This window comes from Dolichospermum sp. UHCC 0260, assembly GCF_009711985.1.
Taxonomy (GTDB): domain Bacteria; phylum Cyanobacteriota; class Cyanobacteriia; order Cyanobacteriales; family Nostocaceae; genus Dolichospermum; species Dolichospermum lemmermannii.
The window spans coordinates 73,185-90,582 of sequence record NZ_VIKZ01000004.1; the positions used below are offsets into that span (position 1 = coordinate 73,185).

At 40.3% G+C, this 17,398-nt stretch carries 12 protein-coding genes and 1 tRNA gene; 6 read left to right on the top strand and 7 right to left on the bottom strand.

Features of this window, described 5'->3' with window-relative positions; genetic code table 11:
• Nucleotides 1-10 precede the first annotated feature (10 nt).
• From FJR08_RS02985 to hsdR, 3 genes are all read left to right on the top strand, one after another.
• Nucleotides 11-1,048, top strand: a complete 1,038-nt coding sequence (locus tag FJR08_RS02985) for a PDDEXK nuclease domain-containing protein (protein WP_323294486.1) — start codon at nucleotides 11-13, stop codon at nucleotides 1,046-1,048.
• Nucleotides 1,041-2,249 carry a restriction endonuclease subunit S gene (locus FJR08_RS02990; RefSeq protein ID WP_254435671.1) on the top strand — a complete coding sequence of 403 codons (1,209 nt, stop codon included), beginning with the start codon at nucleotides 1,041-1,043 and terminating at the stop codon, nucleotides 2,247-2,249. Before FJR08_RS02985 ends, FJR08_RS02990 begins: the two co-directional genes overlap by 8 nt.
• 513 nt (nucleotides 2,250-2,762) lie before the next feature.
• On the top strand, nucleotides 2,763-5,147 hold the full coding sequence (gene hsdR, locus FJR08_RS02995) for an EcoAI/FtnUII family type I restriction enzme subunit R (RefSeq protein ID WP_148766749.1): 2,385 nt from the start codon (nucleotides 2,763-2,765) through the stop codon (nucleotides 5,145-5,147).
• A gap of 71 nt (nucleotides 5,148-5,218) precedes the next feature.
• Here the strand turns inward: hsdR and FJR08_RS03000 are convergent, their stop codons facing one another.
• From FJR08_RS03000 to psaC, 3 genes are all read right to left on the bottom strand, one after another.
• Nucleotides 5,219-5,851 (bottom strand): thermonuclease family protein, encoded by a 633-nt coding sequence (locus FJR08_RS03000; protein WP_168632105.1) that lies wholly within the window; start codon nucleotides 5,849-5,851, stop codon nucleotides 5,219-5,221.
• 324 nt (nucleotides 5,852-6,175) lie between these two features.
• Nucleotides 6,176-8,053, bottom strand: coding sequence for a glutamine--fructose-6-phosphate transaminase (isomerizing) (gene glmS, locus FJR08_RS03005; protein ID WP_168632106.1), 1,878 nt, complete (start codon nucleotides 8,051-8,053; stop codon nucleotides 6,176-6,178).
• A 256-nt stretch (nucleotides 8,054-8,309) separates the two neighbouring features.
• Nucleotides 8,310-8,555, bottom strand: a complete 246-nt coding sequence (gene psaC, locus FJR08_RS03010; RefSeq protein WP_015080270.1) for a photosystem I iron-sulfur center protein PsaC — start codon at nucleotides 8,553-8,555, stop codon at nucleotides 8,310-8,312.
• Between the two features lie 361 nt (nucleotides 8,556-8,916).
• Between psaC and FJR08_RS03015 the strand changes: the two genes are divergently transcribed.
• The gene (locus FJR08_RS03015) at nucleotides 8,917-10,584 is read left to right on the top strand and encodes an ABC transporter ATP-binding protein (RefSeq protein ID WP_168632107.1); all 1,668 of its coding nucleotides are present in this window, start codon (nucleotides 8,917-8,919) and stop codon (nucleotides 10,582-10,584) included.
• Nucleotides 10,585-10,878: 294 nt separating this feature from the next.
• On the opposite strand, the gene FJR08_RS03020 is transcribed toward FJR08_RS03015, so the two are convergent.
• Together FJR08_RS03020 and FJR08_RS03025 are read right to left on the bottom strand one after the other, a co-directional pair.
• Nucleotides 10,879-11,415, bottom strand: coding sequence for a sterol desaturase family protein (locus FJR08_RS03020; RefSeq protein WP_217357472.1), 537 nt, complete (start codon nucleotides 11,413-11,415; stop codon nucleotides 10,879-10,881).
• A gap of 573 nt (nucleotides 11,416-11,988) precedes the next feature.
• Complete coding sequence (locus tag FJR08_RS03025; protein WP_168632109.1) at nucleotides 11,989-12,855, bottom strand: hypothetical protein; 867 nt, start codon at nucleotides 12,853-12,855, stop codon at nucleotides 11,989-11,991.
• Between the two features lie 520 nt (nucleotides 12,856-13,375).
• On the opposite strand from FJR08_RS03025, the gene FJR08_RS03030 reads away from it, so the two are divergent.
• Both FJR08_RS03030 and FJR08_RS03035 read left to right on the top strand, forming a co-directional pair.
• Nucleotides 13,376-14,095, top strand: coding sequence for a class I SAM-dependent methyltransferase (locus FJR08_RS03030; RefSeq protein WP_168632110.1), 720 nt, complete (start codon nucleotides 13,376-13,378; stop codon nucleotides 14,093-14,095).
• Between the two features lie 81 nt (nucleotides 14,096-14,176).
• Nucleotides 14,177-14,668 (top strand): GNAT family N-acetyltransferase, encoded by a 492-nt coding sequence (locus tag FJR08_RS03035; protein ID WP_148760321.1) that lies wholly within the window; start codon nucleotides 14,177-14,179, stop codon nucleotides 14,666-14,668.
• A gap of 84 nt (nucleotides 14,669-14,752) precedes the next feature.
• On the opposite strand, the gene FJR08_RS03040 is transcribed toward FJR08_RS03035, so the two are convergent.
• A tRNA-Met gene (locus FJR08_RS03040) sits at nucleotides 14,753-14,826 on the bottom strand.
• Between the two features lie 146 nt (nucleotides 14,827-14,972).
• Nucleotides 14,973-17,315, bottom strand: a complete 2,343-nt coding sequence (locus tag FJR08_RS03045; protein WP_168632111.1) for a peptidoglycan DD-metalloendopeptidase family protein — start codon at nucleotides 17,313-17,315, stop codon at nucleotides 14,973-14,975.
• Nucleotides 17,316-17,398 lie beyond the last annotated feature (83 nt).

A 17,398-nucleotide genomic window follows, 5' to 3' on the forward strand; every position in this document is an offset into this window, starting at 1 on the left:
GGGGGATGTTGTGAGTGAGATAAGTTCTCAGGATTATGCTAATTTCTGCTATGAGATTAAACAGCGAATCCGCGATCGCCAATTGGCAGCTTTACGCAGTGTAAATCGGGAATTAGTGCGGCTATATTGGGAAATTGGCGAGTTAATTCATCACAAGCAGGAAACCCTGGGCTGGGGTAAATCTGTGGTGGAAACTCTAGCGCGAGATTTACAAGGTGAGTTTCCAGGACGGAATGGGTTTTCGGCGGCAAATTTATGGTTTATGCGCCAGTTTTACGGTGAATATGTGGATAAGCCAAATCTCCAACCATTGGTTAGAGAAATTAGTTGGACGAAAAATCTGATTATTTTTAGTCGTTGTAAAGATGATTTGGAGCGGGAATTTTATCTCCGGGCTACGGCTCGTTATGGCTGGACAAAGGCGGTACTTCAGCATCAAGTAGATAATAAGAGTTATGAGAAATATTTACTGAATCAAACTAATTTTGATGCCACTGTAACCGATGATATCAAGGCACAGGCGGTACTGGCGGTTAAAGATAACTATACTTTTGATTTTCTGGATTTGGCGGAACAACATTCAGAACGGGATTTAGAGCGGTCTTTGGTGCAGAATTTACGGGGGTTTCTGTCTGAGTTGGGGGGTGCGTTTGCGTTTATTGGTAATCAATATCGGCTGGAGGTGGGTGGTCAGGAATACTTTATTGATCTACTATTATTTCATCGTCGGTTACGCTGTTTGGTGGCAATTGAGTTGAAAATAGGTGATTTTAAGCCGGAACATAAGGGCAAAATGGAATTTTATCTGGAGGCTTTGGATTGTCAAGAAAAGATGGAGGGTGAAAATCCGCCGATAGGAATGATTATTTGTCGTTATAAAAATAAAACGGTGGTGGAATATGCTTTGCGAACGGCATCCCGTCCGATTGGGGTGGCGACATATACAATTGTACCGCAGTTGCCTGATGCTTATCGTGAGCAGTTGCCTAGTCCTGAAGAGATTGCTAAACGGTTAAGATTATGGCAGGAGGGTAGTAATAATGAGTAGTGGAGAGATGGAATTGATGGTTGATAGTGGACAGTTGCCAGTGGGTTGGAATATAAAATATTTAGATGAACTTTGTGAAAACCTAGATAGTAAAAGAATACCTATCACAAAATCTTCAAGAAAATCTGGCAATATTCCCTATTATGGTGCTTCGGGTATTGTTGATTACGTTGCCGATTATATCTTTAATGAAGATTTACTTTTAGTGTCTGAAGATGGTGCAAATCTTTTGGCAAGAACCTATCCAATAGCATTCTCAATTACAGGGAAAACGTGGGTAAATAACCACGCTCATGTACTCCGATTTAAAGAAAAAATCACACAAAGTTTCATTGAATATTATTTAAACTCTATATCCCTTGAGTCGTATGTAAGCGGTATGGCTCAACCAAAACTTAATCAAAAATCGCTAAACTCAATAGCGATTCCTATTCCCCCACTTCCAGAACAAAAGAGGATTGTAGCGATCGCAGATGAAGCATTTGAGGGGATTGATAGAGCGATTCGTAACACGGAAAAAAACCTCTCTAATGCCCGCGAATTATTTGAAAGTTATCTAAATTCAATCTTTACCCAAAAAGGCGACGGGTGGGAAGAGAAGAAGTTAGGGGATGTATGTCAAGTAAAAGATGGAACACATTTTTCCCCAAAAAATAGTGAAGATGGCAAGTATATGTATATAACAGCCAAAAACATTAAACCTTATTATATAGATTTGACTAAAATCACTTTTATATCAGAGGAAGACCATCAAAAAATTTATTCAAGATGTCCTGTAAAAAAAGGTGATGTTTTATATATAAAAGATGGTGCAACAGCAGGTATTGCGGCAATTAATAATTTTGAAGAAGAATTTTCCTTATTATCAAGTGTTGCAGTATTTAAAACTTCTTCACAGATTTTAAATACATATCTTGTACATTATGCTAATAGCAACTTAGGTAGGAAAAATTTTCTAGGATATATTGATGGTGCAGCAATAACAAGGCTTACTTTAACAAAATTAAATAACGTTTTTATTCCTATCGCTCCATTATATGCACAACAAGAAATAGTCACCAAATTGGACGAACTATCAGCCGAAACCCAACGCCTCGAAAACATCTACCGCCAAAAAATCGCCGCATTAAAAGAACTAAAACAATCCATCCTACAAAAAGCATTTACAGGAGAACTCACCGCAGATAAAGGGGAAAAATAGAAAAGATGATAAAAATATTTTGTCTGAATCAGGATGCTCAGGATTTAAGGATGTACAGGATGTTTATTGATATAATCAAATAGTATTTATTACCGACAGAAAACGAGTAAATCAATCCTGAAAATCCTCAAATCCTGGATATCCTGATTCTGACAAAAAATGTCCAGGATGTTTATTGATATAATCAAATAGTATTTATTTCTGACAGAAAACGAGGAAATCAATCCTGAAAATCCTCTAATCCTGGAAATCCTGATTCAGACAAAATATTTACAGGATGTTTATTGATATAATCAAATAGTATTTATTTCTGACAGAAAACGAGGAAATCAATCCTGAAAATCCTCAAATCCTGGAAATCCTGATTCTGACAAAAAATGTCCTGGCTGTTTATTGATATAATCAAATAGTATTTATTTCCGACAGAAAACGAGGAAATCAATCCTGAAAATCCTCAAATCCTGGAAATCCTGATTCTGACAAAAAACTATGAACGAAGCAGAAACCTTTAGGTTGAGCGAAGCCGAAACCCGCGCCGAATTAATAGATCCTGCCCTCACAGCCGCAGGTTGGGGAGTTATTGAAAATAGCCGTATTCGCCGCGAAGTCATCGCCCCTGGTCGTTTAATTGGCAATAGTAAACGAGCCAAAGCAGACATCGCCGATTATGTATTAGTTTATCGTGGGGAAAAACTCGCCGTTATTGAAGCAAAAAAACGCGACTTACCCGACACCGAAGGTTTAGGACAGGCGAAAAAATACGCCGAAAAATTACAAACTCGCTTTGCTTACTCTACCAATGGTATTGGCATCTACCAAGTAGATATGCACACCGGGAAAGAAAGTTATATAAATCAATATCCCACCCCCCATGAGCTATGGGAAGCCACCTTTAATGAGTTCCCTGAGCGACTTGCCCTGAGCGAAGTCGAAGGGAGTCGAAGGGAAGAAAATACATGGCGTGATTTATTTGCAGCTATCCCCTTTGAAGACAAAAGCGGTACGTGGGAGGCTCGATATTATCAACATAATGCTATCAAATATGTTTTAGAAGCGATAGCTCAAGGACAAAACCGAATTTTATTAACAATGGCCACAGGAACAGGTAAAACCTTTATCGCCTTCCAACTGGCATGGAAACTGTTTCAAAGTCGCTGGAATCTCAGTCAAAAACCCACACACCGCCCGCGAATCCTGTTTTTAGCAGATCGCAACATTTTAGCCAATCAAGCCTACAATTCCTTTTCCGCCTTTCCTGATGATGCCCTAGTCCGCATAGACCCTGAAGAGATTCGCAAGAAAAAACGAGTCCCCAAAAATGGCAGCGTCTTCTTTACCATTTTCCAAACCTTCATGACCGGAAAAGATCAAGAAGGTAATCCCACTCCCAAATTTAACGACTATCCCCCCAACTTCTTTGATTTTATCATTATTGACGAATGCCATCGAGGAGGAGCAAAAGACGAAAGCACCTGGAGAGGCATATTAGAATACTTCTCACCCGCTGTACAACTGGGACTCACAGCCACCCCCAAACGCGAACACAACGCCGATACCTACGCTTATTTTGGTGATCCAGTTTATATCTACGCCCTCAAAGACGGCATTAACGACGGGTTTTTAACTCCCTTCAAAGTCAGACAAATCGAAACCACCCTAGATGAATATACCTATAGCCTTGATGATGATGTCATCGAAGGTGCAATAGATGCAGAAAAAACCTACATTGAAAGCGACTTTAACCGCATTATTGAAATTCAGGAACGGGAACGCTACCGGGTGCAATTATTCATGACAGAAATCAACCAAAATCAAAAAACTTTGGTATTTTGTGCTAACCAAGATCACGCCCTAGCAGTGCGAGATCTAATCAATCAAATGAAGATTAGTAATAATCCTAATTACTGTGTACGGGTAACAGCCAATGATGGGAAATTAGGAGAACAACACCTGAAAACTTTTCAAGATAATGAAAAAAATATTCCCACTATTTTAACAACTTCTCAAAAACTTTCTACCGGGGTTGATGCTCGCAATGTGCGGAATATTGTCTTAATGCGTCCTATCAATTCCATGATTGAATTTAAACAAATTATCGGTCGGGGGACGCGTTTATATGATGGAAAAGACTATTTTACTATTTATGATTTTGTCAAAGCTTACGAGCATTTTAATGATCCTGAATGGGACGGAGAACCTCAAGAACCTGTGATAGTTACCCACAGAAAAGAACGGGAATTATCTCCATTTGATCAAGACAGAAAAACAGATCAAGATCCAAAAGAAGATATAGAAATTTCCACTCCTAAAACCATTAAAATTAAATTAGCTGATGGGAAAGAGCGGATTATTCAACATCAGATATCTACCAGCTTTTGGAGTCCAGACGGTAAACCCATGAGCGCGGAAGAATTTATAGAACGTCTTTTTGGGGAAATTCCCGAATTATTCAAAAATGAAGCCGAATTAAGAACTATTTGGAGTCGTCCAGATACTCGTAAAGCCCTATTAGCAGGTTTATCAGAAAAGGGTTATGATTCAGAACAATTAACAGAAATTAGTCGGTTAATTAATGCTGAAAAAAGTGATTTATATGATGTATTAGCTTATATTGCTTATGATTCCACACCTATTAGCCGCAAAGAACGAGTTTTAGCCCATAAATCCTTAATTTTCTCTCGATATATTGGTAAACAGCAGGAGTTTCTCGACTTTGTTCTAGATCAATATATTAAAGATGGAGTAGAAGAATTAGATCGGGCTAAATTACCACAACTGTTAGAGTTGAAATATCATACTGTTAGAGATGCTGTGACACAATTAGGAAGCGTTGCTAATATCAGCGAAGTATTTATCGAGTTTCAACAATATTTGTATTCCCAGAACAAAGCAGCTTAATACAGCACTTCCCGGTGTTATGAGGTACTTATTTAGCGGGCAAGATGCCCGCACTACAAGAGTTTCATGATTCAACTTTGTACCTCATAAGAGCGGAAACCGCTGTATTTTAGATCAGTGGTTCTCTTCATTCTATTCTGTAAATTATTTGCTTTCCGATAATCCCAAGGATCAATAAATTTTCGATCACTCCAAATACCAATCCTTTGTTTTTGCGCTTGTGCTTCGGCTTGTTGAATAATATCCCTACTAGGACATTTGCTTAAATAGGGACGATATACTTTAGCTAATCCTTCTTTTAACAAGACTTCCTGTAAAAACGTACCATCTTTTGAACGAACTTCAGCAACTTTTCTCCCATAGCGATCGCTATCTGTAATATTTAACTTTACACGATTATCTGTTTGTTTAATCAGTTCCTCTATCCGTGTTTTCGCTTTCATACCCCAAACAAACTGATTGACATCTTGAGTAATTTTACTCTTCTTTTCTGTCTGAGAATGCGCTATTTCTGGAGCATCAATACAAGCAAACCGCACCGTGAACTTTTTACCATCAGCACTTTTCAATATTAATGTATCACCATCACTTACCCGTTCAACTAGATCACCTTGAGGAGCAAACAAACTATCACACGCTATTAAGCTAACTGCAATCATAGCTGCACCTAGCCAAACTAATCCTTGTTTCACTAATTTATTCATTAGACATCTCCCAAAAACAATTTAGCCTGTTCTTGTGTAAAATTGCGCTAAGTAGGTCAACATAATAAAACCAAATTGTGTAAAGAAAAGTAAAATCTCCAAAAACCTCTTCACTCTTGCCTCTTGCCTCTGGTTACTGAGCGAAGTCGAAGTATTACCTCTTGCCTTTCCACAACGATAATTTTTAACTTACCTTTGGGGGTTAAAGTCCCCTGCTTCTACAAGCAGCGGGTTTTGCGTCGGGGTAAAATCCCCGTTGCAAAACGTAATTCTAAATTCTAAATTCTAAATTCTGCATTCTTTTAACGCCGACCTACTTAGAATTTATTCAACTGTTACCGATTTCGCCAAATTCCTGGGTTGATCTACATCCAAACCCCGCCGCGCCGCAATATGATAAGCTAACAATTGCAACGGAATAACCGTGAGAATTGGAGACAGAATTTCCTCAACTTCAGAAACCGGAATTAAATCATTAAAAATCTCCGCCGCTTCCCCATCTTTAACAGAAGTTATCCCAATTAACCGGGAATCTCTGGCTTTTGCTTCTTGAGCGTTAGAAATTACCTTTTCATATACACTACCAGGAACAGCGATCGCTACCACCGGAACTTTCGCATCTAACAACGCAATTGGTCCATGTTTCATTTCTCCTGCTGGATATCCTTCCGCATGAATATAACTAATTTCCTTTAATTTCAAAGCCCCTTCTAACGCAATAGGAAAATTAATTCCCCTACCAATAAAGATAAAATCTTTGGTTTCTGAAAAATCATGTACTAAATGTTCAATATAACGTTCTTGCGTTTCTAAAATCGCTTCAATTTCCCCTGGTAACTGACGTAAACCTGTAAGAATTTCCTCAAATCTCGAATCACTAATTTCCTGACGACGATAAGCTAAATCTAAAGCCAAAGCATAAAACGCCATTAATTGTGCCACAAAAGTTTTCGTTGCCGCCACACCAATTTCAATTCCCCCATGAGTATTGATAATATTCGCCACCATATTACCTAAACTACTTTCTGGACGATTAGTAATCCCCAAAAGTCGTACTTGATACTTAGCTTCCTTCCCTTGTCGGCGGTCTTTTTCCATAGACAAAGCTGCCAAAGTATCAGCAGTTTCTCCAGATTGAGTTACGCCAATAGTCAAAGTATGAGGCGTTAGCGGTGATGGTGCATACCGAAATTCCGAAGCATATTGTACCTGAGTAGGAATTCCTGCCAATTGTTCTAATAAGTATTTACCTACTAATGCAGCGTGCCAACTTGTACCACAAGCGACAATTTGAATTTGTTCTAAATCTGCATAAAAATCTGCCGGTAAATCTAATTTTACTGGTGATTCCGAACTAGCAGGGAAATAAGCCTCCAAACAATCCCGCACTACTCCCGGTTGTTCATAGATTTCCTTGAGCATAAAATGTTTGAATCCCTGTTTTTCCACCATAATGGGATTCCAGTTCAAAGTGCGGGGATGCTTTTTTAAGCGATGTCCAGCGAAGTTATAGACCTCCACGCCTAAAGGAGTCAAACGAGCAATTTCGCCGTTTTCTAGGGACAATACAGCGCGGGTATAGGGGGCAATCGCCGGGGTATCGGAAGCACAGAAAAACTCACCTTGGCCAAAACCAATGACTAAAGGCGCTTGTTGGCGAACTACAATCAACTCATCGGGGTAGTCAGCAGAAATAGCCGCAATAGCATAAGCCCCCTCTAATTTACTGACAGCTTCCTGCACAGCGTCTAAAAATACTGAAGGGGAAAGAGGATTTTCAGGAGAATGCTTTAAACACTCAGCAATCAAATGGGGAATTACTTCTGTATCTGTTTCTGAACGGAATTCATGTCCTAATGCTTTTAAGTGTTCCCGCAATTCTCGATAATTCTCAATTATCCCATTTTGTACCACTGCTATCCGCAATGCCGTATCTAGATGAGGATGGGCATTATACTCTTCTGGTTTACCATGAGTTGCCCAGCGCGTGTGACCAATCCCTATTTGGGCAGGATTTTCGATTTGTTCCAGTTTAGAACGCAGGTTGAGTAATTTGCCTTTAGCTCGGACACAATGCACGTCACCTGCCAAAATAGTGGCAATTCCGGCTGAATCGTAACCTCTATATTCTAATTTTTCTAGTCCAGCCAGTAAAATATCTGTCGCTGGCTGAGTGCCTATATATCCAACTATTCCACACATTGCTTAAACCACTCCGGTTTCAGGATGATTAAATTTTAAGTATAGTTGCTGGAATTGGTGATTGGTCATTGACAACTGACAACTGTACGGGCGAAGCATTTGGAAGATAAATTATCGGTAGTTGCGAGACATGCTTCTCCAAATGCTTCGCCCCTACCAACTGACAAAAAATGCTGAGGAATGAGGAAAGAATCTTGATGTTTCTCCCGTTCTCACTCCTCAGCACTAAAGTACCAAGAATTTAGAAATGAAATTCTTAGTAAGCCAAGCCCATGCTGCGAGTTGTTTCAGCGCCTAGATAAACGCGAATACTCAAGAAATCGGTGGGGCAAGCAGTTTCACAACGCTTACAACCTACACAGTCTTCGGTGCGGGGAGAAGCAGCCACTTGAGCAGCTTTACAGCCATCCCAAGGAACCATTTCTAGCACGTCCGTAGGGCAAGCGCGGACGCATTGTGTACAGCCAATGCAGGTGTCGTAGATTTTAACGGTATGAGACATTTAAAAAACTGCTCCTTGCGGGTGTTCTTCTGGAGTGAAAGAATCATAATCAAGGCATAGTTTACCCCAGGGCTTGATAGCTTGTAAGCAAAAGGCTACATAACTTTAAACAATGTAATAGACACTTTAAATAATTTATCTACTAAGATCGCTGTTATATGGCTGTAATCAGGAACATCGCCATCAAGTGTTTACCCAACTCACTCTCTTCCCCAGATGCCGAATTGTAAAGATGTGTAAATTAATAGTCGTTTTTTAGAGGTTATCTATCATACCCATTATCTATAATCTATAGATTGATTAATCCTGGTCGAGTTATGATGAATCCCCAACAATATTAAAGGTTATAAAATAATTAATTATGAGTGAAGCTTTATTTAGTGTTGAAAATCTCCGTGTGGCTTATCCGCGACGGAGTGGAGAGGTAGAAAGCTGGGCGATTGATGGTGTATCTTTTATTCTCAAGCCTGGTGAAAGAATGGGATTGGTGGGAGAGTCCGGTTGTGGTAAATCCACTATTGGAAAAGCGATAATGCGTTTATTGCCTGCCTCTAGTCGCGTTGAAGGAATAGTAAATTTTCAAGAACAACGTGTATTAGATTTAACACCAATTGAGATGCAAAAGTTTCGAGGTGAAGCGGTAGCTTTGATTTTTCAAGACCCCAGGACGCGCCTTGATCCATTGATGACAATTGGGAATCACTGTATTGAAACTCTACAAGCCCATTTACCGGAATTATCGAAACAGCAAGCGAAGGAAAAGGCTTTAGCGACTTTGGCAAAGGTGAAAATTCCCGCTAGTCGTTGGAGTCAGTACCCCCATGAGTTTAGCGGGGGAATGCGTCAACGGGTAGCTATTGCTTTAGCTTTACTTTTAAGTCCTAAGTTAATTGTGGCTGATGAACCAACGACTAGTTTAGATGTGACTGTTTCTGCTCAGATTCTCCAAGAACTAACGCGATTGTGTGCAGAGGAAAATATGGGATTATTATTAATTTCCCATGATTTAGCAATGGTGGGGGAATATTGCGATCGCATTGGGGTAATGTATCAGGGTAAAATGGTGGAAATGGGAAAAACGGAAACTGTATTTGCTCATCCACAACATGAATATACTCAATCTTTATTAAAAGCCGCTTTACATATTCAAAAGGAAGAGGGAACACTTCGACAAGCTCAGTGCATCGCAGGGAAAAGAGAACAGGGAACAGAAAAGGCAAATCCCATTTTAAAAATTACAGAACTCAAGCAACATTATACTATAGAACCGAATTTTATTGAACGGATATTTAAAGGAGAAGGACAAACGGTTAAAGCTGTAGATGGGATTAATTTAGAATTGTATGCTGGGGAAATTTTAGGATTAGTTGGAGAGTCTGGTTGTGGGAAAAGTACACTTTCGAGAACTATCTTACAATTAATTAGTCCGACATCGGGAAAAGTCGAATTTTTAGGACAGGAATTAACCAGTTTATCTCGGCAAAAAATCCGCTCTTCTCGGAGACAAATCCAAATGATATTTCAAGATCCTCATGCTTGTTTAAATCCAGCTATGACGGTAGGACAAAGTATAGCAGATCCTTTATTAATTCATAATTTAGCTAATGCTGTAAAAGCTAAAGAACAGGTTTTATGGATGTTGGAAAAAGTGGGTTTAACCCCAGCAGAACTCTATTATCACCGTTATCCCGCCGATTTATCTGGAGGACAACAACAACGGGTAGCTATAGCCAGGGCTTTAATTACTCGGCCAAAACTGGTAATATGTGATGAACCAGTGAGTATGTTAGATGCCAGTGTGCAAACACAAATTCTCGATTTGATGTTACAACTAAAAGATGAATTTAAATTAACCTATTTGTTCATTACCCATGATTTGTGGTTAGCGCGGTTTTTGTGCGATCGCATTGCCGTAATGAATGGTGGTAAAATAGTTGAATTAGGACAGACTAAGCAAATTTTTGCTCATCCTCAACATCCCTACACCCAAACTCTCTTAGCTGCTGCACCTTTATTAGCAAAAGCTTAACACTTATGAAGCTAAGGTCATACCTCTTATTTGTCAAATCGCATATATCATCTACTTGACAAGAAGAGGTTTGAAGAGAGGTGATCCTGTAAACTTTACTACTTTTACAATATCCTCTAAAACTTTAAATAAATTGAGCTAAGTAGGTTAGCATTGAAAATCGTCGTTATGGCACTAGGCAAGAGGCAAGAGGCAAGAGGCAAGAGTGAAGAGGGTTTGGGGGATTTTACTTTTCGTTACATATTACTCTTCGAGAAGCCGCTCCGCGTCTACGGTTTTTTTCCGTTCACCTACTTACTTGACCTTAGTTGTTATTGTTAAGGGTTCCAAAATTTGTTCCGCAAAACTGGGTGCAACGGGCATATCAATACCATATTGACTTGGCCAGCGATTCTTTGGTAGGTAAAATGTGCCGAAAATTATATCCATTACTGGTAAAATTGCGGCGTAGTTTTTGTCGATATATTTCGGATCATCATTAGTGTGATGCCAATGGTGAAAAGCAGGAGTTGATACCCACTTTTCTAGAAAACCGAAACGCCAGCAGACATTAGCATGAATGAAAAAGCTCCAGATTGTACCAACAAGGACATAAAGCATCGGCACCAAATCGGCTGTCTTACTAGTTATCTGTCCGAAACCGAGAACATACACTAGAAGTAAACTGAATAATCTGGTAAAGAATATATCCAGGGGATGGGCGCGGGTATTCACGAGCCAGTCCATCTCCTTCGCACTATGATGAATACAATGGAAACGCCACAGAAACGGAATTTCATGAGACCAACGATGAATCCAATAAGCTCCGAACTCTCCCACGATTATCGCCATGAGAAAACGCCATAAAAAGGGCAGACTTCGCACCCATCCATACAGCCCAATCGGTTCAAGATGATGAACTCCCCAGGCAATGATTGAAAGAGGGAGGATAAGCATTGCCGGGGGGAGAAGACTATTCAGGAAGTAATGGACCAAATCCACAAAAAATTCTGGACGGAATACCTTTTGTCGGTTTTGGGGGGTAAGTCTTTCCAGTGGGATGAAAAGAATGGACAGTAATACCAACCATACACACAATCGGAAAATATTTAAGGTGATCGCAGAAAAATATTGTTGCATTTCTCAAATTTTTTTAACTTTATTGAATCGCCTGGGCAGGAAGACTAACGGAAGAAAGCACAATCGAGGAAAGGCCTAGAATGGCTGAGTTGCGTAAGGATGTTAATTGCTTGATTTTTGGCATCATGATTGATATAGAATAAATTGGATAAAATGCTACACTGACAGTATCACTAAATTACCAGCACTGTCAAGTAATTATCCTTAGCTTTTCTTTGATAATTAATGCTGACCTGGTTGCAAATTCCCCAGTTTGAAGCAGGGGAATATCGCGCAAATCTAAAACTATTCAAATTTTACTAATTTCTTTTGAGCAAGTTTTTGTTTAGCCCGCAGACCAAAACCAAAGGCAATCACGCTACCAACAATGGGAAGAGCATCGGTTTCCCAGGGAACAGGGGTTGCAGGCGGCGTTCCGTCGTCGACTGAAATACCTGATAATAGTGCCATGGGGGGTTGTCCAACTGGCCCACCTACATTGAGGAAAGCAAGATATTGGGTGGGAGCAGAAGCGGTGAAGGTCATGGTTTGTTTCTGCCACGGTGTAACGTTCTGGCTAACAGCCATGTTGATCTCATCCGCCCATTGATAAGTTTGAAAATCACTACCAAAATAAACTGCGATTTTGTTCTTAGTGGGTTGATTGAATTCAGGTCCTCCAATAACAGTTGCTGCCGCCTGATAAAAGCTGACCTGATAGTTCTTCCCTGCTGTAAGACCAGTTAATGTTTGAGTCAATCTGGCTCCATGTTCTGTATCTCCGTCCATTTGAACGAACCATCCTGAGCCACCAGTAGGAGAATTAACAGTCTGTCCATTTGCAAGGTTTAATGCATACGCTTCTCCCCTTTTACTAGCGGCATTACCAGTTGGCGTTATAACTGCATAGGCATTCAGCCAGCTATCAGTAGTGTTACCAGGAGCAGTAAAAGTCCAGTTTGGGATATCACTAATATTTGTGCCAGTTGAAATGTCAACACGATGCTGTGTATTTGAATAGGTATTTTGTATTGTTTGATTGGGAACTAGATCACCATTTTGGACTATATTAATGGCTTGTGCGGGAAGACTAACGGAAGAAAGGACTATTGAGGAAAGGCCTAGAATGGCTGAGTTGCGTAAGGCTGTTAATTGTTTGATTTTCGGCATCATGATATGTATGATGATATGAAGTAAGTTGGAGAAAACTCTACACGGACAGTATCACTAAATTACCAGCACTGTCAAGTAATTATCCCTAGCTTCTCTTTGATAATTAATGCTGACCTGGTTGCAAATTCCACAGTGTTCACCTACTTATACAGCGGATTTGAGACACCAAATCCCTGAATGATACAAGGGTAAATATTTTTACCAATTACCCATTAAGTAGGTTGGCGTTGAAAATTGTCGTTATAGCACTAGGCTTGAGGCAATACTTCGACTTCGCTCAGTAACCAGAGGCAAGAGGCAAGAGTAAAAAAGTTTTCAGCGATTTTACGTTTCTTTAAGTAGAACGGCTTGAATAATTCAAAGTTTGTAGTGAGGAATTTATTCCTCATTTGAGGGCTGAAGCCCTTACTACGAAATCATCTCCAGATTTTTTACATTACTTAATCTACTTTGATTTATTTTCGTCTACTTACTTACACAGTTTGGTTTTATTGTGTTCACCTACTTACCAAAGTAATAAATGTCTAAAAATTTGCCTTCTAATTCTTATAAAAGAAATAGCTATTCCTCAGATAAATGGCAAGAGAGAATAGGACAAATAGCATATCGCTTTAATCACCAATATCAAAATCAGAAATTTGCAGTTCCCGACGAAGTAGAAGCAATGCCAATATTTCGAGAATGGATTAATGGCAGATTAAGTGAGAGAATAGTTTCACCATTTTGGGAAATTGCTCAACCTCAAAAAAACGAACATTGTTTAGATATTGGTTGCGGTGTCAGTTTTTTAATCTATCCTTGGAGAGATTGGCAAGCATTCTTTTATGGGCAAGAAATTAGTAATATAGCCAAAGACACCCTTAACTCTCGTGGTTCACAGTTAAACTCAAAATTATTCAAAGGTGTAGAATTAGGACCGGCTCACCATTTAAACTATGATCAAAGTCAATTTGATTTAGTCATTGCTACAGGATTTAGTTGCTATTTTCCTCTAGAATATTGGCAAGCTGTCTTGGTGGAAGTCAAACGAGTATTGAAACCAGGGGGACATTTTGTATTTGATATTCTTAATTCAGAACAGCCTTTAGCTGAAGATTGGGCTGTGTTAGAAACTTATTTGGGTGCAGAGGTATTTCTAGAAACTGTCGCGGAGTGGGAAAAAACCATTAAAGTTGGAGGTGCTAAAATCGTTAAACGGCAATTAGGAGAATTATTCGAGTTGTACAAAGTTCGGTTTTAAGATAAAACTATCGAATAAATAGCCTCTTAACGCTGTATTATTTGAAAAGATTTTATCAAGAATTTTGCCCAAATAGCCGCAATGATGATCCGCCATGCCCTAGAATCTGATTTACCCGCCATTGTCGCCATTTACAACGCTGCTGTTCCTAGTCGCATGGCTACCGCTGACTTAGAACCTGTGTCTGTGGAAAGTCGTTTAGCTTGGTTTCAAGGACGAGTCCCCTCACAACGTCCCCTATGGGTAGTGGAAACGGAGGGTGTAATTGCTGGATGGTTGAGTTTCCAATCATTCTACGGCAGACCAGCCTATTATTCTACCGCGGAAATTAGTATTTATATTTCCCCAGATTTTCAAGGACGTGGTTTGGGAAAACAACTTTTAGAAAAAGCCATCCAAGAAAGTCCCAATTTAGGTTTAAAGACGTTAGTTAGTTTTATTTTCGCTCATAATCAACCCAGTTTAAAATTATTTGCCTGGTTCGGTTTTCAAGCCTGGGGGAATTTACCGAAAATTGCTGATTTGGACGGAGTGGAACGAGATTTGATGATTTTAGGTTTGCGGGTAATGTAGTCAGGAAAGCCTTCAAACAAATATTCAGCCCCAGTGCTATAAATGACTGAAGGCTGAAACTATTGTATATGATATTGTTTTTAATGGCTCAGGTCAGATTTGAACTGACGACCCCAGGCTTATGAGTCCCGTACTCTAACCAACTGAGCTACTGAGCCACGTTGTTTTATCAACTTATATTAAGATAGCATAGAAATTTGCATCTGACAACTATCAATTTCCAAATTTTTGCCCCAAAAATAAAGAGAGGGAGTTTACCTCCCTCCATTAACCAGAGAATCACTTAATTCCAGATTATCTGCAATTAAATCCGATTTGGTAAGAAAGCGATAGGGTTAACAGCACCCTTGCCAGATGGATGAACTTCAAAATGAGTGTGAGGACCACTGCTGAAACCAGTGCTACCCATAGCTGCAATTGTCTGACCTTGTTGCACTCGTTGACCAGCTTGCACCAAAATCCGGCTGTTGTGTCCATAGCGAGTTAAGCTACCATCATCATGACGGATATCCACAAGGTTACCGTAACCACCGCTATTCCAACCAGCCTTCTCAACTACACCAGCAGATGCAGCATAAATAGGTGTGCCAGTTGAGTTAGCAATATCAATTCCTCTGTGCATTCTTCCCCAGCGTCGGCCATAACCAGAGGTAAGAACCCCCTTAGCAGGCCAAATGTAGCCTGTAGCGGCAGAATTAGAGGGGAAACTGGGATTGTCTTCAGTGGTTTGAGGCAAGTGTATATCCACTGCTGCTATAGGTGGTAAAGCTGGAGAAACAGAAGTTCCTCGCAATTTTCCTAAAGAGTCAGACGCATTAGCACGAGCAGGAGGCACTGTCAACTTAATACCAGATGAATTGCGGGGAGAATTCCATCTCGCACCAGTTTTACCGGGCAGGAATTCTGGGTTAATCGGCTCATTGGTGGGAGCAGATGCTGTTACTAGAGTCTTGAGCGGTTGATGACTATAACTTGGCAATATTGCTTGAGGTACAGCAATCTGGATGGCATTGGCTTGAGACACTACCGAATTATTGGATGATTCAATAGCAACAGGTACAGACTGACTATTGTTTTCAGATCCTGTAACAGCCACACCAGCTTGTTGAGCGCGGTATTTATATCGCAATCTCTCAATTTCTGCTTGCAAGCTGCGGATACGTTCATTACCTTTGGCTTTAGATACCTTTTGCACTGGTTTTTGTGACCCATGCTTTTGGTAAGAAGCTCTTGGTAATGGAGCATCACCACCTAAGCCATAAGAGTCACTGGGTGTAGGTAAAGCCTGTGGGACAACAATAGAAATAGCAGTCTGTCCTTGGCTGTCTGTCTCTATTGGCGCAGGAACATTAATCCGGTTAGCGATACTAGGATAATTTTTCCGTTCTTGCTCACCTGTCACCACTGGGACTGGGATAGTCACACCAGGAGTTTCCGTCTGTTCTAGCGGCTCTATTACTCTTGGTGGAGGAACAGGAACGCTGGTATTGTTAGCAACAAATGATCTGGGGTTAAAACTAGAATTATTTAAAGAAGAATTATCTACCCGGCCAGAGGTTTCTAATATCTTGTTCGGAGGAATAATTAACCTTTGATTAATTTGCAGTTGATTAGGATCACTCAGATCATTAGCTCTAACTAGCTCAGAAACTGAAGTACCGTAATTGTTAGCAATTTCTGCTAAGGTGTCTCCAGGCTTAACTTGATATGTTGAGGGAGACAATTGTGCGACAACTTTTGTTGATGCTGATGCAGGTATGGGTATTTCCTGTATCGTCGGACTTGTTTGTTTATTCGGTTCCAACCGAGAAATAAGCTCGGATTGTTGAGAATCAGTCAAATTTTCCGATTGTTCTGGTACGGATTTATTAGCTACAGTGGTTGGTTGTGCTTCCTTAATCCCAGTTTTTAATAAATCTTGGGTTTGTTCAGACCGCAAATCTGCCAAACTATTTCTTAACCGAGTTGACTTTTCCTGTAAGCGATTCAGGGCAAACTCTTGCTGTGCTTTCAGTTGAGCATTAACATTACCGCTGGCTAACTCCCCTGCTGGCAAATTTTGGGTACTGCCAGTTACCGCTTCCACTTTAGACAACTGTGGCGCTGTCTCAGGCAGTTGGTTATTTATGGGTAATGTCGCTTGAACTGGACGATAGCTCACTTCCTGCCCTAGTTGAACAGAATTTCTATCAGCGGGATTGGCTGGGGAAATTACATTGGATGCAGTGCCTTCGACGGCTATGTTTTTGGTGGCAATTTGCCATTTAGCTTCAAGCCCAGGTACTTGTGAAACCACTGTTGGTTCCAATATAACGGGAGTTGCTACCGCGCCTGTTGGTGAGATGCTTGGGGACTCCAGTTTGGAGGTGGCAAATTTCATCTCAGTCTCGGAAACAACCGGCATTGTTGAAGCTGCTTTTTGACTGCCAACAGGAGCCGCTGCTTGGGCTTGATCGCTTTGTCGAGTCACCAAAAGGCTGGTTGCTCCCATTGATATTGCCCAGCCAATCATAGCTGCCTGATGAGTCCGCGCCCGGCGGGTCATTTTGGGATTGATCTCATAATTTGTTTGCTCTACCGGGGCATCATCGCCGCTGGGGGTATTGTTCAACACAGCCTTATCTCTTTTTTTCAATGCTCGTTTCAAAGACGACCTCCTAATGATCACTAGCGTTTAACTGATCTCGATTTTTAAGTTGGATATTAATTCATGATTGATCTCACATCAAA

Excerpts from the sequence above, each read along its gene's own strand:
- FJR08_RS03025 (WP_168632109.1), bottom strand. The coding sequence starts at position 12,855 with ATGATGCCGAAAATCAAACAATTAACAGCCTTACGCAACTCAGCCATT.
- FJR08_RS03020 (WP_217357472.1), bottom strand. The coding sequence starts at position 11,415 with ATGGCGATAATCGTGGGAGAGTTCGGAGCTTATTGGATTCATCGTTGG.
- glmS (WP_168632106.1), bottom strand. The coding sequence starts at position 8,053 with ATGTGTGGAATAGTTGGATATATAGGCACTCAGCCAGCGACAGATATT.
- FJR08_RS02990 (WP_254435671.1), top strand. The coding sequence starts at position 1,041 with ATGAGTAGTGGAGAGATGGAATTGATGGTTGATAGTGGACAGTTGCCA.
- FJR08_RS03030 (WP_168632110.1), top strand. The coding sequence starts at position 13,376 with ATGTCTAAAAATTTGCCTTCTAATTCTTATAAAAGAAATAGCTATTCC.
- psaC (WP_015080270.1), bottom strand. The coding sequence starts at position 8,555 with ATGTCTCATACCGTTAAAATCTACGACACCTGCATTGGCTGTACACAA.
- FJR08_RS03000 (WP_168632105.1), bottom strand. The coding sequence starts at position 5,851 with ATGAATAAATTAGTGAAACAAGGATTAGTTTGGCTAGGTGCAGCTATG.
- FJR08_RS03035 (WP_148760321.1), top strand. The coding sequence starts at position 14,177 with ATGATGATCCGCCATGCCCTAGAATCTGATTTACCCGCCATTGTCGCC.
- FJR08_RS03015 (WP_168632107.1), top strand. The coding sequence starts at position 8,917 with ATGAGTGAAGCTTTATTTAGTGTTGAAAATCTCCGTGTGGCTTATCCG.